This is a genomic window from Streptomyces sp. NPDC051664, assembly GCF_044453545.1.
Lineage (GTDB): Bacteria > Actinomycetota > Actinomycetes > Streptomycetales > Streptomycetaceae > Streptomyces.
The window spans coordinates 367,366-388,034 of sequence record NZ_JBITCU010000006.1 but is presented as its reverse complement, the minus strand read 5'-3'; the positions used below and the strand labels follow the sequence as shown (position 1 = coordinate 388,034).

The window sequence follows — 20,669 nt, the reverse complement described above, 5'->3', positions numbered from 1 at the left end:
TTTCCTCCGGGCTTTTCCCTTCGGTCTTGCGTTTCCGACTCTATCAGACTCTTTCGTGTCCGATTCCCGGTCGAAGCGGGTTCCGCTTTCCAGGTCTTCGCTTTCGCGTTTCCCTTTCCGGCGAGTCCGACTCTATCAGATCCTTTCGGGCCTGATTCCCAGTCAGCGGGGTTCGTCTTCCCGGCTGTTGGACCGTTCCGACGTCCAAACTCTAGCGGACTTTCCCGGCGGCTCATAATCGAGCCTTCGAAATGAATTCCGGCATGCCGAAATTCTCCCGAGTGGGAGATCGTGCAGAGTTTTGGTTGCCGCATTCGCGGCGGGATCGGCTGCCGCAGAACCGTTCCGGCTCCGTGACAACTCGAAGAACTTTACGGATCGACGGGGGGTGTGTCAACCCGCCAGGTCAAGCCGTTTTCCCCCTCGCCCGGCGTGGGTCAGCCCAGGTCGGTGAGGCGGCCGCCGGCGTCCGGCTGGGCTTGTTCCACCCGGCGCAGGAGGCGGATCAGCATCTCGCCGAGGGCTCCGCGTTCGTCGCCCGAGAGGTCCTGGAGCAGGTCCTCCTCGAAGGCGGACGCCATGCGCATCGCCTCCAGCCACTTCGTACGGCCTTCGTCGGTCAGCTCGACGATGACGCGCACCCGGTTGTTCTCGTCCCTGTCCCGGGTGACCAGGCCCTCGCCCGCCATGCGGTCGATGCGGTGGGTCATCGCGGCCGGGGTGAGGCCGAGGCGCTTGGCCAGCTCGCCCGGGCCCAGGCGGTAGGGAGAGCCCGCCACGACGAGGGTCTTGAGGACCTCCCACTCGGCGTTGCTGATACCGAGGTCGGCCAGCTGGCGTCCGTAGCCGACGTTCATCCGGCGGTTCAGTCGGCCGAGGGCCGAGACGACCTGCTCGACCTGGGGATCCAGGTCCCGGAACTCGCGCTGATAGGCCGCGATCTGCTCGTCGAGGCTCGGCTCCTGGAGGCCGGAGGGCTCGGTGGTGTCAGACATGGCGGGCAGTATGGCACGCCTTCATTGGCGTCGAAGTCCTTCGGTCTGTACTGTTGAAGCTCTAACTTTACTGTTAAAGTCTTTGGACGTCAGTCCTTCGTGAGCTTGAGGTAGGTGAGTGTGACCAGGGAAATGGGCGCAGCGCTGCGGCGGATCCAGCTGGGGAGCGCGCTGAGCGCGTTCGGTGTGGGGTTCACCGTTCCGTATCTGTACGTCTATGTGGCGCAGGTGCGGGATCTGGGCGCCGGTACGGCGGGAGTCGTGCTGGCGGTCTTCGCCATGGCTGCGCTGGCTGTCCTGCCGTTCACCGGACGGGCCATCGACCGGCGCGGTCCGATGCCGGTGCTGATCGTCGCCGCCGTGGTGGCGTCCGTGGGGGCGGCTGCCCTCGGGCTTTCGTCGAATGTGACGTCCGCCGTGCTGTCGGCGGCCGTCCTCGGCGCGGGCACGGCCGTCATGTCGCCGGCGCTCGCCACGATGCTCGTCTGGTGCTCCAGCACGGCCACCCGTACACGCGCCTTCGCCATGCAGTTCTTTCTGCAGAACCTGGGGCTCGGCATCGGTGGGCTGGTCGGCGGGCAGATCGTCGACACGAACCGGCCGGAGACCTTCACGCTGCTGTTCCTGATCGAGGCGGCGATGTTCATCGTGCTCGGCGTCGTCGCCGTGACGGTGCGGATGCCTCGTACTCCCGTGTTCGCGGACGCCCGGCCCACCGACGGGTCCACCGCGAAGGGCGGGCTGCGGGCGCTGCTGTCGCACCGGGCCATGGTTCAACTGTGTGTGCTGGGCTTTGTGCTGTTCTTCGCCTGCTACGGGCAGTTCGAGTCCGGTCTCGCGGCGTACGGCACCGAGGCTGCCGGGATCGAGCCCTCAACGCTGGGTATCGCCCTTGCTGCCAACACGGCGGTCATCGTCGTGGCGCAGTTCGTCGTGCTGCGGCTGGTCGAGCGACGCAAGCGCAGCCGGGTCATCGCCTCGGTCGGCCTGATCTGGGCTTTCGCCTGGATCGTGGCGGGGTACGCGGGGCTCGGGCACGGCAGCCAGACCATGGCGACGGCCGCGATGATCTCGACGTACGCACTGTTCGGACTCGGCGAGTCGATGCTGTCGCCGACGGTGGCGCCGCTGGTCGCCGATCTTGCCCCGGAGTCGATGGTCGGTCAGTACAACTCGGCTTTCGCCCTGGTCAAGCAGCTTGCGCTGGCGGTCGGTCCGGCTGTGGGCGGGCCTATGGGGGCTTCGCTGCACGGGCCGTACATCGTGACGTTCGTGCTGTTCTCCCTGGGCATCACCGTGCTCGCCCTGCGGCTGGGCCGTCGGCTCACCCCCGTACAGGACCAGCCTTCGCTCGCGGCGGTGCCGTCGCGGGTGGTGGCCGTGTCACGGCCGGAGGCCGGGATGGTGGCCGAGCGGGTGTCCGAGCCCGCTGCCGCTCGGTGACGTCACCCGCTGACGCTCACTGAGGCAGCGCGAACTCGCACCAGACCGCTTTGCCGCCGCCCGGTGTGCGACGGCTGCCCCAGGACGAGGCGATCGTCGCGACGATGGAGATGCCGCGGCCCGACTCGTCCGCCGGTTCGGCGCGGCGGCGGCGCGGCAGGTGGTCATCGCCGTCGGTCACCTCGATGATCAGGCGGCGGTCGGTGCGGCGCAGTCCCAGGCGCATCGGCGGGATGCCGTGCTGGAGGGAGTTCGCCACCAGTTCGCCGGCGGCCAGGACGCCCAGATCGCACAGCTCGACCGGGAAGCGCCACGACGTGAGGACGCCGGTCGCGAAGGCGCGGGCGCGCGGGGCCGCTTCGATGCCGCCGAGCAGATCGAGCGAGGCGTTGTGGAACAGCTCCGCGTTCGTCCCCGTGCGGGCGGGATGCTGGACCACGAGCACGGCCACGTCGTCGTCGTGTTCGGCCGTGACTCCGAGGGAGCGGATCAGACGGTCGCAGACCACCTGCGGAGACCCCTTGGCACCGGAAAGGGCGCGCTCCAGGGCGGCGACCCCCTCGTCGATGTCCTCACTGCGGCGTTCGACGAGACCGTCCGTGTAGAGGACGGCGGTGGAGCCGGGCGGCAGCGCGATCGTGCCGGAGGTGTGGATCCAGCCGCCGGTGCCGAGCGGCGGTCCGGTCGGGTCCTCTGCCCGGTGGACCGTGCCGTCCTGATCGCGCACAAGGATCGGGAGGTGGCCGGCGGAGGCGTAGACGAGCCGGCCCTCGTTCGGATCGTGGACCGCGTAGGCACAGGTGGCGATCTGGCTGGCGTCGATCTCCGCGGCGAGACCGTCGAGCAGCTGGAGTACCTCGTGCGGCGGAAGGTCGAGACGGGCGTAGGCGCGCACGGCCGTGCGGAGCTGGCCCATCACCGCGGCGGCGCGCACCCCGCGGCCCATCACGTCTCCGATGACGAGGGCGGTGCGGCCCGCGCCGAGAGTGATGACGTCGTACCAGTCGCCGCCGACCGCCGCGTCCGTGCCGCCCGGCTGGTACGTGGCGGCGATCCGCAGGTCGTCCGGCTGCTCCAGCTCCTGCGGGAGCAGGGAACGCTGGAGGGTGACGGCCGTTTCGCGGTGGCGGCGTTCACTGGTACGCAGGCGCTCGGCCGCTTCGGCGTGGTCGGTGACATCGGCGGCGTACAGAAGGACACCGCCGCCTTCGCTCCCCTTGTTCCTGCCGTTCTTGCTCTTGCTCCTGCCGTTCGCGGGGAGACCGGCGGGCGTGGCGACGGGGGTGCAGGTCACGGTGTACGAGTTGCCGCTGCGGACCTTGCGGGACTTGACCGTGCGGGGGGTGCCGCTGCGCAGGACCTGGTCCATGAGGGGCAGCAGGCTCAGCTCGTCGAGCTCGGGCATCGCCTCGGCGGCGGTGGCGCCCGTGGGTCTGGGGCCGAAGGCGGCCGCGTAGGCGTCGTTGACGTAGGCGATGCGGTGGTCGGGGCCGTGCACGAGGGCGACGAGGGCGGGCAGCCGGCCGAGGATCTCGCGGGCGGAGAGATCCTCCAGGAGAGCGGGGCCGGAGAGTTGGTCGGCGGTCCGGCCCGCGCTCTCCTGAGAGATCTCTGCGGATGCCCCGGGGGAGGCCCTGGGGGTGTCGCCGTCCGCCGGGCCGCACCCGGGCTCGGGCCTGGCGTACTCGGCGCGGGCCGCGGGCACGGAACTGCGGTCGTCCCGGGCGGCGGTGCGGCGCGTTCCTGGTAGGCGGGCGCTCCAACGCGTGAAGTTCACGGAATTTCTGGCCTCGTGTGTCGGTCTGGTCCGCTCGGGCGGGCTGCTTCCTCTTCCGGCTCTTGTGCCGGTTCTCTCTCGCCGGGGTCGGGGGCACCGGGGGCCGGACCCCCGGGGAGGCGCAGCCGGGCCTCGTCGTACTGGTCACTGTTGGTCACTGCCGGCCGGGTCACTCTGTGCAGGTGTGGGCCCACCTATGGTCACACGTCCAGTGTGACTGACCGTACTGACAGTCAGCCATCCTTCTTCGGCGGGCCGTCGCCGTCGGTACGTCTTCCCCCCGCGGCGAGTTCGAATTCGGCGCGCGGGTGTTCCAGTGAGCCGAGGGAGACGATCTCGCGTTTGAAGAGTCCGGCGAGGGTCCATTCGGCAAGGACGCGGGCCTTCCGGTTGAACGTCGGCACCCGGCTGAGGTGGTACGTACGGTGCATCAGCCAGGCCGGATAGCCCTTGAGCTTGCGCCCGTAGACATGGGCGACGCCTTTGTGGAGGCCGAGCGAGGCGACGGAGCCCGCGTAGCTGTGCCGGTACTCCTTGAGCGGTTGGCCGCTGATCGCCGCGAGGATGTTCTCGGCGAGGACCTTGGCCTGACGCACCGCGTGCTGTGCGTTGGGAGCGGTCTCCTTGCCCGGTTCTTCCGCGGTCAGATCGGGAACAGCCGCGGCGTCCCCGGCGGCCCAGGCGTGTTCGGCGCCTTCGACGGTGAGCTGCGCCGTGCACCTGAGCCTGCCGCGTTCGTCGATCGGCAGGTCGGTGGCGGCAAGGATCGGGGCGGGCTTGACGCCCGCCGTCCACACGAGCGTGCGGGTCGGGAAGCGGGAGCCGTCGCTGAGGACGGCCACCCGGTCCTCGCAGGAGTCCAGCCGGGTGTCGAGGCGTACGTCGATGTTGCGGCCGCGCAGCTCCCGGATGGCGTATGTGCCCATCGCGGCACCGACTTCGGGAAGGATCCGGTCCGAGGCCTCGACGAGGATCCATTTCAGGTCCTCGGCCTTGATGTTGTGGTAGTAGCGGGCGGTGTAGCGGGCCATGTCCTCGAGCTCGGCGAGCGCCTCGACGCCCGCGTAGCCGCCGCCGACGAAGACAAAGGTCAGAGCGGCGTCGCGGATGGCCGGGTCGCGGGTGGCGGAGGCGATGTCCATCTGCTCGATGACGTGGTTGCGCAGGCCGATGGCCTCCTCGATGGTCTTGAAGCCGATGCCGTGGTCGGCGAGGCCGGGGACCGGGAGGGTGCGCGAGACGGAGCCGGGCGCGATGACGATCTCGTCGTACGGGATCTCCACGGCACCCGTGCCGTCCTCGCCGCTGGCGAGGGTGGTGACGGTCGCGGTGCGCTTGGCGTGGTCGATCTGGCGCGCCTCGCCGATGACGATGGTGCAGTGCGCAAGGACGCGACGGAGCGGCACGACGACATGGCGCGGCGAGATCGAGCCGGCTGCGGCTTCGGGAAGGAACGGCTGATACGTCATATACGGCTCGGGCGTGACGACGACGATCTCGGTCTCGCCGGACTTGAGTCTCTGCTTCAGCTTCCGCTGGAGACGCAGCGCTGTGTACATCCCGACGTAGCCGCCGCCGATGACGAGAATGCGCTCACCCGGCGGCGGGCCGGGGGGCGTCCCCCGGGAATCTGAAGCCATCACCTCCCCATGACGCAACGTGCTCCGATATTTGTCCACAGCCCCGGCAAATTGTGTGACCGGAGGTTTTCCGGGAGCCCGTGTCGTTGATCCCTGCGGGTGTACGGAAGGCGCGCAGGTCAGACGTTGCAGCAGGGGTGGCGGGGTGGGGGCGGAAACGGGAACCAACCGGTCCTAGCTCCGATCGGGGGGCGCTCCGTGCGGAACTACCCCCTTCTGAATTGACCCGGGCTCAACTATGTTCGTATGTCGTCGGGGTGTCGGGGTGGGATGATGATCCACTCCCCGGCTGACACGGCGGGAGTCTCCGGGGGGAGACGTCATAACCGGGGGAAAAGTTATGCACATTCAGGAATCGCATTGGCAGACTGCTGCTGTCTCGTCCGACGGAAACGGACGAATCAGCACAGTGGGGACAGTCGGCTCGGTGAGTTCCGCCGGAGCGGGAAGTCCGGTGGGAACCACGGTCGGATCCGGCGGCGGCGCCCGCTCGGCGCCGCTGCGCGTGGACGCACAGCGCAATCTCGAGCATGTACTGCGAGCCGCGCGCGAGGTGTTCGGCGAGCTGGGGTACGGGGCCCCGATGGAGGACGTGGCGCGCCGCGCCCGGGTCGGGGTCGGCACGGTGTACCGGCGGTTCCCGAGCAAGGACGTGCTGGTGCGCCGGATAGCCGAGGAGGAGACCTCCCGGCTGACCGACCAGGCGCGGACCGCACTGGGGCAGGAGGACGAGCCGTGGTCGGCGCTCTCGCGCTTCCTGCGCACGTCCGTGGCCTCGGGCGCGGGTCGTCTGCTGCCGCCGCAGGTGCTGCGTGTCGGCGTCGATGTGGACGACTCGACAGTCGTCGGGGAGTCGGCGGCTGCACGGGACGCAGGCGCGGCCCCGGGGCAGGGCTCCGGCTCCGGCTCCGGTGAAGTCCGGGGTGAGGTTCGGGTGCCTCACCAGCGGCAGGGGGTGGCGCAGGCCGACCTCCGGGTCGTCGGCCTGCGCTCCGCCGACGAGGACGGGCTCGCGGACGACGACACGGGTGCGGCCGAGCTGCTGGAGGTCGTGGGCCGGCTGGTCGACCGGGCACGGGCGGCGGGTGAACTGCGCCGCGATGTGACGGTGGCGGACGTGCTGCTCGTCATCGCCACGGCGGCACCCTCGCTGCCGGACGCGGCTCAGCAGGCCGCCGCTTCGGCCCGGCTGCTGGACATCCTGCTGGAGGGGCTGCGCTCACGCCCCGCGTGAGCGGGGTGATCGGGCTGCTCGAGTGGGGCCGTCGGTTCCGTGTGAGGTCCAGCGGGCCGGGTGCGTTCTCCGGCACGATCCGCGCATCCATCGGGCCGGCTGCTGTGCGCGGGGGTCTTCGGCTCTCTGAGGGTGCCGCTTCGGGCGGGTGACGGTGGCGTGGGGGGGGCGGTGCGGCTCCTGTGTGCGGGGTCGCGCTCGACAACTCACCCGCCTCTCGGACGCATTGTTCCTTCCCTGTTCGAGTGGCTGTTAGTGCTCGCTTTCGGGAAAACGCCCCGGATGAGTGGTTGCGGGAACTGAACGACCGTCGTCATTGCGCCATGTGACACTCTTGCCCGGTGTTCGGGTCCGAAGGCGCATACGGGGGCTTCCGCGATGAGCGGTGACGGGCAGCAGGAAGAGTCGTTCGACGGCATCTCGACCGTGGGCGGTGGCGCGGAGGCCGGCGGGACGCCCGCCCGGCAGGTACCGGGTCAGGCCGGCCCCGGGCGGTCGGGCGACGACGCCGAAGGCGGCAATGTGCTGCCCGGCCCCTGGCTGCCCGCGACCGGCGGCAGCGGGCCGGTGGAGCCGGCCGGCGGGATCGGAGCCGAAGCCGCCGTACCGATGCAGCGAGCAGGTGGCAGTGGTTCCGGCACCGCCGCACTCGCCCGCTCCGACGCCCAGTTGATCCTGCAGATGCGGGACGGCGACGATCTCGCGTACGAGGAGCTGTTCCGGCGCCACTCGGACAGTGTGCGTCGTTACGCGCGGAGCTGCTGCCGGGACGCCCACACCGCCGACGACCTGACCGCCGAGGTCTTCGCCCGCACCCTGCAGGCGGTTCGGGGCGGCAAAGGGCCCGAGGAAGCCGTCCGTGCGTATCTGATGACGGCCGTCCGGCATATCGCAGCCGCCTGGACGAAGACGGCGAAACGGGAGCAACTGGTCGACGACTTCGCGGTGTTCGCCGCGCAGGCGGCCGGCTTCTCCGAGGTGTCGGACGCGGACACGCTGGATCTCGGCGCCGACGTCCTGGCGATGCACGAGGCCGAGCAGTCGATGGCCATGAAGGCGTTCCGCAGTCTGCCGGAGCGCTGGCAGGCGGTGCTGTGGCACACCACCGTCGAGGAGGAGTCGCCGAGTGAGATCGCGCCGCTGTTCGGGCTCACCGCCAATGCCACGGCGGTGCTGGCCAGCCGGGCCCGCGAAGGGCTGAAGCAGGCATATCTGCAGGCGCATGTGAGCCAGTCGCTCACTTCTGGCGGCAACTGTGCTCGCTATGCGGACCGGCTCGGCACGTATGCCCGGGGCGGGCTGCGGATCCGGGCCGAGCGCGGGCTGCGCAGGCATCTGGACGAGTGCGCGAAGTGCCGGGTCGCCGTGGGCGAACTGGCACATGTCAACGCCGGGATTCCGGCACTGCTTCCGGTCGCGGTCATCGGCTGGTTCGCCGCCGGGTACGCGCTCAAGACCGCCGGGATCGTCGCAGGTGGCGCCGCGGGTGCGGCGGGTGCGGGTGCCGCGGCGGCGACGGGCGGGAGCTCGTCCGGCAGCTCGGCCGGTGGCGCGGCGGCCTCGGAAGGCCTGGGTGCGCCGGTCAAGGCCGGGATCGCGGCAGCGGTGGCCGTCGCGGCCGCGGCCGGTCTGGTGTGGGCGCTGGTCGGGGATGAGTCGCCGAAGCCGGAGGCCAGGCCCGTGACCAGGCCTCCGGTGGTGGCGCCCGCGGTGCCGTCGCCCCCACCGTCGAAGCCGACACCCACGCCCGAGCCGCCGAGGGCTCCCGCGCCGCCGGCCACTGCGCCGACTCCGTCCCCGAAGCCCACGGCTACTCCTACGCCTACGCCTACCCCCACACCTACGCCGAAGCCCAAGCCGCCTGTCCCCGCACCGCCGAAGCCCAAGCCGTCCGCGACGGTCACCTCTGCCCCGCCGCCGCCCGCGCCGCCGACCGTCTACCGGGTCAGCGCTTTGCGCTACTCCGTCCTCGGTGACCACACCAAGCCTGAGGTGGCGACGGGTGAGAGCAGCTGGGTCTGGCGGCGCTCCGGTATGTCCATCGGTGGTACGCGGTACGCGCACGGGGTGACCGTGCAGAGCAATTCCTCGGTCACCATCGAGCTGAACCGGCCCTGCAGCCGTTACGAGGCGATGGTCGGCGTCGACGATCTGACACCGGGGCTCGGCTCGGTGCGCTTCTCCGTGGTCAACGGTGACGGGGCACGGCTGTGGCGGTCCCCGGTGATGAACGGCAACCATCCGGCCGTGCCGGTGAGTCTCGGTATCGCGGGACAGCAGCGGATCCGGCTCCTCGTCGAATCGCACACGCCGTTCGGCGGGGTGGCGCCGGCCGACTGGGCGGAGTCGGCAATCAGCTGCGGCTGAGGCGCGGCCGGTTCGGGGCCGGGCGGTAGGTGACAGCGCCGGCGGCCGGCCGTCAGCGTTGCAGGGTGCGTCGCGCCGGGGTCACTCCGCCCGCCACCGCGCGCTGTCGGGGCGCCGCCGTGCCTGTCCAGCAGGTGCCTCGGCGCGAGACGAGGCGGCGGAGCCAGAGTTCCGTGGCTGCCAGGTCGGCAAGGCCGGCCAAGGGCAGCGGTTCGCCCTCGGAGGCCGCGCGCAGTGCCTTCCGCACGACCCGGGCCTCGATCAGGCCCGCGTCGGCGAGCAGCGGGGCGTCGAAGAGCGCGATCAGGTCGGGGAGCGCGGTGCGCAGGCCGGTGCGGCTGACCGCGGTCGAGGTGTCCTGGGAGGGGGTGCCCCAGCCCGTCGGCAGTTCATGGATGCCCGCGCCGGCGAGGACCCGGCGCAGGATCGCGGCGCGGGCGCCGGGCTGGACCCGCAGCGATTCGGGGAGGGCGCGGGCGGCGCGCACCACCTGATTGTCGAGGAACGGGGCGTGCAGCCGCTGGCTTCGGATCTCGGCGGCCTGCTCCAGGATCCGGTGGTCGGCGGCGTGCCGGGCGAGCGCGGCACGGGCGCGCGCCTCACCGGGGCGCTGCACGGAGGTGGGGCGGATCGCCGCCTCCTGCAGACGGACCGATACTTCGGCGAGCGCCTCCCCCGTCAGCCAGCGTGCGGCCGGGCCGGGCCGCGACCAGGTGAGCGCGGCGAGCGAGGCGTCGGCGGGGGTGTCGAGGCCGGGGGTGTGGCGATTGGCGTCCGGGAGCCGGTCGGCCGCCGCTTCGAGGCCGGTGCGGTACGACGTACGGGCCAGGCGGCGGGCGGCGCGGTAGATGGTCAGCGGGACGAACAACGAGTGCGCCGAAGGACGTTCGGCTCTGGCCAGGGCGGCGACCGGGCGCAGGAGGTGGCGTCGGCGCCGATCCATCAGGAGATCGGCGAGGCGGGCCGGGTGGGCGTCGAGGACCTGCCGGGCACCGTCACCGACGAAGTGGTCGGCGCTGCCCGCGGCGAGCCGGCGACGGTGGCGTTCGGCGACGACGAGGGATGCGGCCGGTTCGTCGGTGAGCGGGCCACTGCCCAGGTCGGCGTAGGGCAGGGCCTCCTCGCCGGCGGCGACGACGACGTGGTGCAGGCGCGGGTTGGCGGCGATGACCGCGGCGCGTTCGAGTTCGTCCTCGTGATCGCGGGTGGTGAGGTCGTTGAAGGTGACCGCGAGCAGCCGCTCGCCCGCGCCCGTGCCGTGGCCGAGGAGCGTGCCGGGCAGCCCCGGCAGCCCCGCGGCGAGCAGGGCGAGGGTGGCGGAGGCGCTGCCTCCGGAGAGGTCGGCGCCGATGCCGGGGACGGGTGCGCCACGGGCGGCGCGGCGTTCGGCAGGGCCCATGCCGGGGACCGGGCCCGGGTCGGGCGGCAGGGACTCGGGGGCGTGGCGCGGGGCCGTGAGCCTGGCGCGTACCGCTTCCACCAGCGCGTCGCGCACCCCGTCCACGGCGCTCACCGGGTCGAGTTGGGGCGCCGCAACGGCGAGGGAGGCCACCGGTTCGTACCCGGTGATCTCGCGCGAGCCCTCGCGGAGGATGAGCGCGTGCCCCGGCGGGATGCGCTTCACACCCACGTACGGAGTGCCGTCGCGCAGCGCCTCCGGTGTCTCGGGGCAGGCGAGCAGCGCGGCCAGGTGGCCGATGTCGAGCTGCGCCTCGATCAGGTCGGCGAGCGGGAGTGCGGCGGTCGCGTACGCCGTGCCGCCGGCCCACGGTGTGTAGAAGACCGGGCGGGCTCCGGCGAGGTCTCCGACGACGGTGACCCGTCGGCCTATCTGAACGACGGCCGTGTAACTGCCCGCCCAGGCGGTGAGATGGCGCAGCGCCCCGCCGCGGGCGGCGAGGAGGCCGAGCCGGAGCTGTTCGTCGGTGGCGCCGCAGCAGCCGAGGACGGCGAGGCGGGCGGTGGGTGTGCCCTCGGCGGTCTCCAGGGTGCTGATCCGGATCTCGTCGGGCCGCCAGTCGCCGACGGCCCAGAGCGGATCCGGGTCGCCCCACAGGAGCTGGGAGCCCACGGGGTGCACCGTGAGCCCCTCGTCACCCGCGCCGACCGCCCCGACCGTGCCGAAACTCGCGGCGATACTGCTCCACCCCACCAACCAACGCATCGCCGCCTCCACAGGCTGTGGACAAAACGGCGCGCCCGGAACATGTCGGGAGAACTGCGGGAGATGCAGCGCCGTTGCGAACATGCTGCCACGACAACGGCGCGTAGGAGTGGCTACGGAGGGCGCACGTCGGAAGCGCATGCGCCCCTGGCAAAGGCCGGAGGGTGGGTGACGGGCGCGCGGCCCCGTCGGCGCGGACGGCGTGGCGGACCGCGGGACAACGGACGCAAAGGTTCCGGGTGTTGCGTTCCCCGCCGCACCCGGACCGTACCGGCTGAAATCCGGCCAGCCTCCGGTCCGCCGGTCAACAGCCCGTCGAGTGTCCGCAAATCGCTCGGCCCAACCCCGACCGACCGACGTCATTCGGCCATTCTCGGAGGGCGCATCGACCGCCGGGCGCGAAGAACGTCGCACATAACGCGCCGTTATATTCCGTTTCGGGGCAAGACTGTCGGGCGGAATCCCTGCCGAATGCGAACTGGCTGCCGCACCGGTCCGCCACCGGCTGCCCATCGGCTCCGCGCACGGTCCGGGAGGCGCGGTTCGCCTCCCGGACCGGTCCGCCGCCTGCGGGGAATGAGGCGGCAGTGTCCCCCAGCCCACTGTGTCCAGTGCAGTGGGCCGACCCACGCAGCACCCATGGAAGCGCTCCCTCGACGGCCGGACAACAGCGCACGGCCGGGCGCACGGCCACACGACAGGAGCACGAGCGGAGCTCGCCCCGCAGGGTCCGGAGCGGCATTCCGGCAGGTCCGCAGGGCGACCGGATCGTCACGGCGGGCTCGCTCCCTGTCCGCCTCGTGTCCGCCGGCCGTCCGCCTCATGCTCCCCTCCCGCCCCTCGCACCCTCCCCCCTCCCCTCCGTCCCGTCGCGCTCCCTCCACCGTCCGTCCGCGACCGTCCGCACGGGCAACAATCCCGCCATACGGACGTCTGCCCCTTAACGGTAGGGATGCGGCGAACTACGCTGGGTTCACTGAGGTTCTCGGCAGGAGGCATATTCCTCGGGGCTCGGCCACATGCCTGTGCGGCCGGAGTGCCGGGGTCCGTCCCTGGGGAGGACACGGTACGAATGCCGCGCGCCTCGACGGGTGACGCGGCGGCCGTCTGTGTGTCGAGGGGTGGCGCATGTCCAGGGAGCAACGCGGGCCGAACGAGAAGCTCGGAACCGTTCTCGCCCTCGCGGGAATCAGTAACGCCGGGCTCGCCCGGCGGGTCAACGACCTCGGGGCGCAGCGCGGTCTGACACTTCGCTACGACAAGACCTCGGTGGCGAGATGGGTCTCCAAGGGCATGGTGCCTCAGGGCGCCGCGCCCCATCTCATCGCCGCGGCGATCGGCGCCAAACTCGGCCGCCCGGTCCCGCTGCACGAGATCGGGCTCGCGGACGCCGATCCGGCACCGGAGGTCGGTCTTGCCTTCCCGCGCGATGTGGGTGAGGCGGTGCGTTCGGCAACCGAGTTGTATCGGCTGGATCTGGCCGGACGGCGGGCGGGCGGCGGCGGGATCTGGCAGTCGCTGGCGGGCTCGTTCTCGGTCAGTGCGTATGCGACACCCGCGTCCCGCTGGCTGATATCCCCCGCCGACGCGTCGGTGGCACGCGACTCGTCGGCCGCGGAGGCGGCGATCCTCGGCACACAGAGTGTGCCGACTGCGCAGGGCGCTCAGAGTGCGCCGGGCGCACAACGGGGCGCATCAGCAGGCGCAGCACCGGGCGTTCCGAGCACGGAGGGCGCGCCGGGCGCGCTGGGCGCACCCGCCCCTCCCGTACAGCCGGGGGCCGACTCCATGAACGACATCTCGCCGCTCCGGGTCGGCCACAGCGACGTGACCAAGCTGCGCGAGGCGGCCCAGGACGCGCGCCGCTGGGACTCCAAGTACGGCGGCGGCGACTGGCGCTCCTCCATGGTCCCGGAGTGCTTACGGGTGGACGCGGCGCCACTGCTCCTCGGTTCGTACAGCGACGAGGTGGGCCGGGCACTGTTCGGCGCCGCCGCCGAACTGACCAGACTCGCCGGGTGGATGGCATTCGACACCGGCCAGCAGGAAGCCGCGCAGCGGTACTACATCCAGGCGCTGCGGCTGGCCCGGGCCGCCGCCGACGTACCGCTCGGCGGCTATGTACTCGCCTCGATGTCGCTGCAGGCGACCTATCGCGGCTTCGCCGACGAGGGAGTCGACCTCGCGCAGGCCGCCGTCGAACGCAACCGCGGGCTCGCCACCGCCCGCACCATGAGTTTCTTCCGTCTTGTCGAGGCGCGAGCCCACGCGAAGGCGAGCGACGCACCGGCCGCAGGGGCGGCGCTCAAGGCCGCCGAGAGCTGGCTGGAGCGTTCCCGGGACGGCGACGCGGACCCGTCGTGGCTGGGCTTCTACTCGTACGACAGGTTCGCCGCCGACGCCGCGGAGTGCTACCGCGATCTGAAGGCGCCCCGGCAGGTGCGGCGCTTCACCGAACAGGCGCTGTCCCGGCCCACCGAGGAGTTCGTCCGCTCGCACGGGCTGCGGCTGGTGGTCTCGGCGGTCGCCGAGCTGGAGTCGGGCAACCTCGACGCGGCGTGCGCGGCGGGCACCCGGGCGGTGGAGGTGGCGGGCCGCATCTCGTCGGCGCGGACGACCGAGTACGTACGGGACCTGCTGCACCGCCTCGAACCGTACGGGGACGAGCCGCGCGTCGCCGAGCTGCGTGAGCGGGCGCGACCGCTGCTGGTGGCGCCCGCGTAGCGGCCTCCGCCGGGCGACGCCCGTCTCCTCGGATGCCTGTGCGGAGTCCTCCGGGCGACGCGCAGGCGGCCGCCGGCCGAAATCTCGGCGCCACGCTGGGCCTCGCTGGTTTGAGTGCGTTGTCAGTGGGTCAGTGCACTATCGGGGTGGGAGGTGGCGTGATGATGACGCACGCGGCGTACGACTGCGATGTGCTGGTGATCGGCGGCGGGATCGTCGGCCTGTCGACGGCGTATGCGATCACGCGGACCGCTCCGGGCACGCGGGTGACGGTGCTGGAGAAGGAGTGGGGCCCGGCGCGCCACCAGACGGGGCGCAACAGCGGCGTGATCCACAGCGGTATCTACTACCGCCCTGGTTCGCTGAAGGCCCGCTATGCGGTGCGCGGCGCCGCGGAGATGGTCGACTTCTGCGCGGAGCACGGCATTCCGCATGCGGTGACCGGCAAGCTGATCGTCGCGACCGAGCGGTCCGAGCTGCCCCGGCTGCACGCGCTGGTGCAGCGCGGCCGGAGTCACGGGCTGCCGGTGCGGGAGCTGGGACCTGCGCAGATCGCGGAGTACGAGCCGCAGGTGCGCGGGCTCGCGGCGATCAGGGTCGGGACGACCGGGGTGTGCGACTTCAAGGCGGTCACCGAGCGGTTCGCGGCCGAGGTGCGTGGCGCGGGCGGGCTGATCCGGTTCGGGGCGGAGGTCACGGCGATCGACCGCCGCCCGTGGGGTGTGGCGGTGCGGACGGCGGACGGACGGGTGGTGCGGGCCCGGGTCCTGGTCAACTGCGCGGGGCTGCAGTGCGACCGGGTGGCGCTCCTCGCGGGCGACGACCCGGGCATGCGGATCGTGCCCTTCCGCGGGGAGTACTACGAGCTGGCCAGGCCGGAGCTGGTGCGCGGGCTGGTCTACCCGGTCCCCGACCCGGCGTTCCCGTTCCTCGGGGTGCATCTGACCCGGGGCCACGACGGCAGCGTCCACGTCGGACCGAACGCGGTGCCGGCGCTGGCCCGCGAGGGGTACGGCTGGCCGGTCGTACGCCCGAATGAACTCCTGGACACGCTGGCCTGGCCCGGCTCCTGGCGGATCGCGCGCAGGCACTGGCGGTACGGGGCGGGAGAGGTGCACCGTTCGCTGTCGAAGCGCGCGTTCACGGCGGCGGTGCGGCGGCTGCTGCCCGAGGTCACCGAGGACGATCTGCGTCCCGCCGCGGCCGGTGTCAGGGCCCAGGCGGTGCTGCGCGACGGCACGCTGGTGGACGACTTCCTGATCCGCGAGGCCCCGCACACCGTGCACGTGCTGAACGCTCCGTCGCCCGCCGCTACGGCCTCGCTGCCCATCGGGCGGGAGGTGGCACGCAGGGCGCTGCTCCGGGCACGCGGGACGGGATGGAAGCCGCCCGCCGTAGAATCGGGGCATTGTGTCTGAGTCCTTGAATCCCGCCCCCGAGACCGACGAGTCCCACGATCTGCGTGCCGCCGCCTTCGAGCGTCAGCGCAGGCTGCGTCAGGAGCCGCGCTTCCCCGGCGGGCCCGCCGCTGATCCGGCCGGTTCGCACCACGAGCGCCGGATCCGCAGTTTCCAGCCGCGCCGCAGCCGTGTCACACCCGGCCAGGAGGACGCTCTGCAGCGGCTCTGGCCGCAGTGGGGTCTGGACATCGACGGGCAATCGGTCCTCGACCTGCCGGAGCTGTTCGCCGGGCTCCCGGTCGTGCTGGAGATCGGCTTCGGGATGGGTGAGGCCACCGCGCAGATGGCGGCCGACGACCTGGGCACCGGCATACTCGCCGTCGATGTGCACACCCCGGGCCAGGGCAACCTGCTCGGCCTCGCGGACCGGAACGGTCTGTCCAACATCCGGGTGGCCAACGGTGACGCGATCATCCTGCTGCGCGAGATGCTGCCGCCGGACTCGCTCGACGGGCTGCGGGTGTACTTCCCCGACCCGTGGCCCAAGAAGCGCCACCACAAGCGACGGCTGATCCAGCCGGAGTTCCTCGACCTGGTGGCGCAGCGGCTGAAGCCGGGGGCCGTGCTGCACTGTGCTACCGACTGGGAGCCGTACGCCGAGCAGATGCTCGAGGTGCTGACCGCGCACCCCCGCTTCGAGAACACCCAGGCGGACGGCGGCTACGCACCGCGGCCCGCGTTCCGGCCGCTGACCCGGTTCGAGGGACAGGGCCTGGACAAGGGCCATGTCGTGCACGACCTGCTGTTCGCCCGCCGCTGAGCCGCTGATTTTCCTACGGGGTCGGTACGCATCCCCGGTCGCCCCATGGTCAGTTGTCAGTCCCCCTCGTTAGGGTCATCGGGTGTCCGACGGGTCTGTGCAGCAGAAACAGTCGCAGCCGGCCGTCCCGCTTCTCGAGGAGCAGCGGGTCGGCGAGATCCTGGCGGCCGTCCCGGAGCGGGGCCAGTGGCGCTACCGGCCGCGCCGGGTCGGCCTGGTCTGGCGGAGCAAAACGTTCCGTGCCGGTGCGGTCTTCACGGTGCTGGCTCTCTGCGGGCTGGTGATCCTCGCCCTGGTCCGCGATCAGACGGGTACGGAGGGGTTCCTGGTCGGTCTGGGCCTCGCCGTACTGCCCGTACCGCTGCTGATGGCGGCGTTCCGCTGGCTGGACCGGGTCGAGCCGTGGTCCTGGCGGAATCTGCTGTTCGCCTTCGCCTGGGGTGCGTGCGCCGCCGCCCTGGTCGCGATCATCGCGAATTCGTTCGCGACCCGCTGGATCGCGACGGCCACCGCCGACCCGGCGAGCGCGGACACCCTCGGCGCCACCGTGATAGCACCGGTGGTCGAGGAGAGCGCGAAGGCCGCGGCCGTCCTGCTGATCTTCCTCTTCCGAAGGCGCCACTTCAGCGGCATCCTCGACGGCGTCGTCATCGCAGGCTTCACCGCGACGGGCTTCGCCTTCACCGAGAACATCCTCTATCTGGGCACTGCCTTCGGCGAGGACCAGCAGATCGGCACGTCGGGCTTCGCGTCGGTGACGGCCGCGACGTTCTTCGTACGCGTCGTGATGACGCCGTTCGCGCATCCCCTCTTCACCGTGCTGACCGGCCTGGGTTTCGGATTCGCGGCGCTCTGCGCACGTCGCCACCGCATCCGCCGGATCCTGTTGCCGCTGCTCGGGCTGATCCTCGCGATGGGCATGCACGCCCTGTGGAACGGCTCGGGATCGTTCGGTCCGTACGGTTTCTATGTCGTGTACGGGGTGTTCATGGTCCCGGTCTTCGGGCTGGTCACCTGGCTGGTGATCTGGTCGCGCCAGCGGGAGCTGAGGACACTGGCCACCGAGCTGCCCGCCTATGCGGCAGCCGGCTGGCTCACCCCGGCCGAACCGCTCGCGCTCTCCTCGATGCGGGCCCGCGGCATGGCCCGGGACATGGCGCGCCACCAGCACGCGAGTGCCTACGGAAGCGCGAGTGCGTACCGCACCTCGTACGGAGTGCCGTACACAAGCGCCGGCTACGGCTACCCCGCGCCCGGCCCGCCACCGGCCCACTCACCGGCGTACGGCAGCAGCCGGGTCGCAGCGCAGGTCCGAAGGCATGCCAAGGCGCAGGCCAAGGCGCGCGGCGGGGCTGCCGCCCGTGCGGTCGCCGAGTACGAGTCGTTCGCGACGTCACTGGCGTTCCTGCGCCGCCGGGCCCGCCGCGGGGCCGCGGACCCGGACTTCGTGGCACGCGAGCTGGAGCTGTTGCACCATCTCTGGCAGCGCAGGGAGGTGGCCGGACCCGCGCTGACGTACGCGGCGCAGGCAACGGGCCGCCTGCGCCCCCGGTACATACCTGTGGGGCCGGCCCCGCACCCGCAGTACGGCGGCTACCGCCCGAACCCGTATCTGCCACCCCACGCCCAGCAGCCGTATGCCCGGCCGCCGTACGGCAGCGTCCCGCCGCCGCGCTCCTGGTGAGGGCTCAGGCCGATGCCTCGGTGAGCTCCGCCAGCTCCTGTTCGGTCAGCTGAAGGTCGGCCACCGCCACCAGGGCGGGCACCTGCTCGACCGTACGGGCCGAGGCGATCGGCGCGGCGACGGTCGGACGGGCGGCGAGCCAGGCCAGGGCGACGGTCGCGACCTCGGCGCCGCGCTCCTTGGCGACCTTGTCGAGTGCGGCCAGGACCTTCTGGCCGCGCTCCGACGCCAGGTACTGGCCGGCCTTCTCGGCCCGCGCGCTCTCCACCGACGCACCCGGACGGTACTTGCCGGTGAGGAAGCCCGAGGCCAGGGCGAAGTACGGGACGGCGGCGAGCCCGGCGCGGGCGGCCGTCTCCTGGAGCTCACCCTCGTACGTGTCGCGGGAGACGAGGTTGTAGTGCGGCTGCAGGGCGACGTAACGGGCGAGCCCCTCGCGCTCGGAGAAGTCCAAGGACGCCTGGAGCCGCTCCGGGCTGATGTTGGAGGCGGCGATCTCGCGCACCTTGCCGTCCTTCACCAGCTGGTCGAGGGCGGTGATGATCTCCTCGACCGGGACGGTCTCGTCGTCGAAGTGCGTGTAGTAGAGGTCGATGTGGTCGGTGCCCAGCCGGCGCAGCGACTCCTCGGCCGCGGCCTTGATGGTGGCGGCGGAGAGCCCCTTGTACGCGGGGTGGGCGCCGACCTTGGTGGCGACGACGATGTCGGAACGGTTGGAGCGTGCGGCGAGCCACTTGCCGATGACCGTCTCCGACTCGCCGCCCTCGTTGCCGGGGATCCACGCGGAGTACGCGTCAGCGGTGTCCAGGAAATTGCCGCCCGCCGCGACGTACGCGTCGAGTACGGCGAACGACTGCGTCTCGTCGGCGGTCCAGCCGAAGACGTTGCCACCGAGCGCGAGCGGGAAGACCTGGAGGTCGGAAGAGCCGAGCTTACGAAGAGAAGTCATAAATGGATCAACGGACTCCGCCGCCCCGGCTATTCCGTACCGGGGGATGAAAGTGGGTCCGCACGGGCATCCGCACCGGCGTCGCAAGTACCGGGTGACAGCGGACCGGCAGCCCTGACGTCGGGGGGGGCGTCAGGACCGCCGGGTTCGAGGGGCCGGAGAACCGGCGCGGGCTCAGACGGTGAGGCCCTTGTCGCGCAGCCAGGTCATCGGGTCGATGCCGGTGCCGTCCGGGGTGTGGACCTCGAGGTGGAGGTGGGGTCCGGTCACGTTGCCGGTGGCTCCGACACGGCCGATGGTTTCACCGGTGGTGACCTTCTGGCCGACGCTGACGTCGATCGACGACTGGTGGCAGAACCACAGCTCCGTACCGTCCTCGAGCTCCAGGACCGTGCGGTAGCCGTACGAACCGGACCAGCCCGCCGACTTGACGGTGCCGGTGTGGACGGCCTTGATCGGGGTGCCGGTCGGCGCCGCGAAGTCGAGGCCGGTGTGGTAGCCGGAGGACCACATCGAACCGGCTTCACCGAAGGTCGAGGTGATCGTGTACGAGGAGGTGGGGATGGCGTAGGAGGCGGCGAGCTTGGCAAGCCGTGCGGCCTCGGCCTTCGCCTTTGCCGCTTCCTCCGCCTTCTTCTTCTCGGCGGCGGCCTTGGCCTCTGCGACGTCCTGCTTCGCCTTGGCCTCGGCGGCGGCCTTCTCCGCCGCGGACTTCTCCTCAGCGGCCTTGATCTCCGCTTCGGCGGCGTTCTGCTGCTGCTCGGCCTGCTGGAGGATGCGGGCTCGCAGCGCCTCGCCGGCGTCGGTGGTGCCCTGCTCGGCCTCGGCGGTGGTGATGCCGGCACTGGTGAGCGGGGCGGTGGCAGCCGCGGACTTCGCCTGGTCGGTGGCGGACTCGTCGGAGAACAGGGCGCCTACGCCGGGAAGGGACTTGGCGTCGGGGAGGTTGTCCGCGAGGGAGTCGGGAAGGGAGATGGAGACCGGCGGCTTGCTCTGCGCGGTGGCCATGCCACCCGCGCCCACGGCCGCGATGACGCCGACTCCGAGCACCGTGGAGCTGCGGGCGAGCCCGTTGCGCTGCTTGACGACGCGGTGCCTGCCGCGTACGGGGCGGACGGACTCCTCGGTGGGGTTCCATTCCTCCCACGCCCGGTCGGTCTCACCGAAACCTTCGGTCGCGAACTCAGTGGTGAACTCGGCGCCGAAATCGGTTCGCTGCTCGGTTCCGTACTCGGTCGTGAAGTCGGAGCCGAACCGGGAGGGGGCTTCGGGGGCAGGCTTGTTGGACGCCACGGGGGCGCACTCCTTTCCTTCCTTCTCGCCTACCGGGTTAGCTGACGGGTTCGGAGCAGGAAGGTCTCCTACGGATCCCTCTGCCTCTCACGAGACACAGGTGTCCGATTCACCCCATGTAGGTGGTTCCCCGGTTCCCTTGCGGAATTCGGCGCTCGCGCACGGTGCCGCCACTGACG

Annotated in this window: 13 protein-coding genes and 1 riboswitch; of the genes, 7 read left to right on the top strand and 6 right to left on the bottom strand. The window is 71.5% G+C overall.

What is annotated here, in order from left to right; all coding sequences use genetic code 11:
* Window positions 1-437: 437 nt before the first annotated feature.
* Window positions 438-995, bottom strand: a complete 558-nt coding sequence (locus ACIA8E_RS15265; RefSeq protein ID WP_399298125.1) for a MarR family winged helix-turn-helix transcriptional regulator — start codon at window positions 993-995, stop codon at window positions 438-440.
* Between the two features lie 132 nt (window positions 996-1,127).
* On the opposite strand from ACIA8E_RS15265, the gene ACIA8E_RS15260 reads away from it, so the two are divergent.
* The gene (locus tag ACIA8E_RS15260) at window positions 1,128-2,438 is read left to right on the top strand and encodes an MFS transporter (protein ID WP_399298167.1); all 1,311 of its coding nucleotides are present in this window, start codon (window positions 1,128-1,130) and stop codon (window positions 2,436-2,438) included.
* Between the two features lie 16 nt (window positions 2,439-2,454).
* On the opposite strand, the gene ACIA8E_RS15255 is transcribed toward ACIA8E_RS15260, so the two are convergent.
* Window positions 2,455-4,215: a SpoIIE family protein phosphatase gene (locus tag ACIA8E_RS15255; RefSeq protein ID WP_399298123.1), complete on the bottom strand. Its 1,761-nt coding sequence runs from the start codon at window positions 4,213-4,215 to the stop codon at window positions 2,455-2,457.
* Between the two features lie 233 nt (window positions 4,216-4,448).
* Window positions 4,449-5,855: an NAD(P)/FAD-dependent oxidoreductase gene (locus ACIA8E_RS15250; RefSeq protein WP_399298122.1), complete on the bottom strand. Its 1,407-nt coding sequence runs from the start codon at window positions 5,853-5,855 to the stop codon at window positions 4,449-4,451.
* A 340-nt stretch (window positions 5,856-6,195) separates the two neighbouring features.
* Between ACIA8E_RS15250 and ACIA8E_RS15245 the strand changes: the two genes are divergently transcribed.
* Together ACIA8E_RS15245 and ACIA8E_RS15240 are read left to right on the top strand one after the other, a co-directional pair.
* Window positions 6,196-7,089 (top strand): TetR/AcrR family transcriptional regulator, encoded by an 894-nt coding sequence (locus tag ACIA8E_RS15245; protein ID WP_399298120.1) that lies wholly within the window; start codon window positions 6,196-6,198, stop codon window positions 7,087-7,089.
* Window positions 7,090-7,467: 378 nt separating this feature from the next.
* Window positions 7,468-9,456 carry a sigma-70 family RNA polymerase sigma factor gene (locus tag ACIA8E_RS15240; protein ID WP_399298118.1) on the top strand — a complete coding sequence of 663 codons (1,989 nt, stop codon included), beginning with the start codon at window positions 7,468-7,470 and terminating at the stop codon, window positions 9,454-9,456.
* A 52-nt stretch (window positions 9,457-9,508) separates the two neighbouring features.
* On the opposite strand, the gene ACIA8E_RS15235 is transcribed toward ACIA8E_RS15240, so the two are convergent.
* Window positions 9,509-11,620, bottom strand: coding sequence for an asparagine synthase-related protein (locus tag ACIA8E_RS15235; RefSeq protein WP_399298117.1), 2,112 nt, complete (start codon window positions 11,618-11,620; stop codon window positions 9,509-9,511).
* A gap of 1,128 nt (window positions 11,621-12,748) precedes the next feature.
* Between ACIA8E_RS15235 and ACIA8E_RS15230 the strand changes: the two genes are divergently transcribed.
* From ACIA8E_RS15230 to ACIA8E_RS15215, 4 genes are all read left to right on the top strand, one after another.
* On the top strand, window positions 12,749-14,344 hold the full coding sequence (locus ACIA8E_RS15230) for a sporulation protein (RefSeq protein ID WP_399298115.1): 1,596 nt from the start codon (window positions 12,749-12,751) through the stop codon (window positions 14,342-14,344).
* Between the two features lie 161 nt (window positions 14,345-14,505).
* Window positions 14,506-15,762 (top strand): L-2-hydroxyglutarate oxidase, encoded by a 1,257-nt coding sequence (gene lhgO, locus ACIA8E_RS15225; RefSeq protein WP_399298113.1) that lies wholly within the window; start codon window positions 14,506-14,508, stop codon window positions 15,760-15,762.
* Window positions 15,755-16,564 carry a tRNA (guanosine(46)-N7)-methyltransferase TrmB gene (gene trmB / locus ACIA8E_RS15220; protein ID WP_399298111.1) on the top strand — a complete coding sequence of 270 codons (810 nt, stop codon included), beginning with the start codon at window positions 15,755-15,757 and terminating at the stop codon, window positions 16,562-16,564. Before lhgO ends, trmB begins: the two co-directional genes overlap by 8 nt.
* Before the next feature lie 82 nt (window positions 16,565-16,646).
* Window positions 16,647-18,248 (top strand): PrsW family intramembrane metalloprotease, encoded by a 1,602-nt coding sequence (locus ACIA8E_RS15215; protein ID WP_399298109.1) that lies wholly within the window; start codon window positions 16,647-16,649, stop codon window positions 18,246-18,248.
* A 4-nt stretch (window positions 18,249-18,252) separates the two neighbouring features.
* On the opposite strand, the gene ACIA8E_RS15210 is transcribed toward ACIA8E_RS15215, so the two are convergent.
* Together ACIA8E_RS15210 and ACIA8E_RS15205 are read right to left on the bottom strand one after the other, a co-directional pair.
* Window positions 18,253-19,197: an aldo/keto reductase gene (locus tag ACIA8E_RS15210; RefSeq protein WP_399298107.1), complete on the bottom strand. Its 945-nt coding sequence runs from the start codon at window positions 19,195-19,197 to the stop codon at window positions 18,253-18,255.
* A gap of 174 nt (window positions 19,198-19,371) precedes the next feature.
* Window positions 19,372-20,490, bottom strand: a complete 1,119-nt coding sequence (locus tag ACIA8E_RS15205; protein ID WP_399298105.1) for a M23 family metallopeptidase — start codon at window positions 20,488-20,490, stop codon at window positions 19,372-19,374.
* Between the two features lie 11 nt (window positions 20,491-20,501).
* Window positions 20,502-20,654: riboswitch (cyclic di-AMP (ydaO/yuaA leader) on the bottom strand.
* Between the last annotated feature and the right edge of the window lie 15 nt (window positions 20,655-20,669).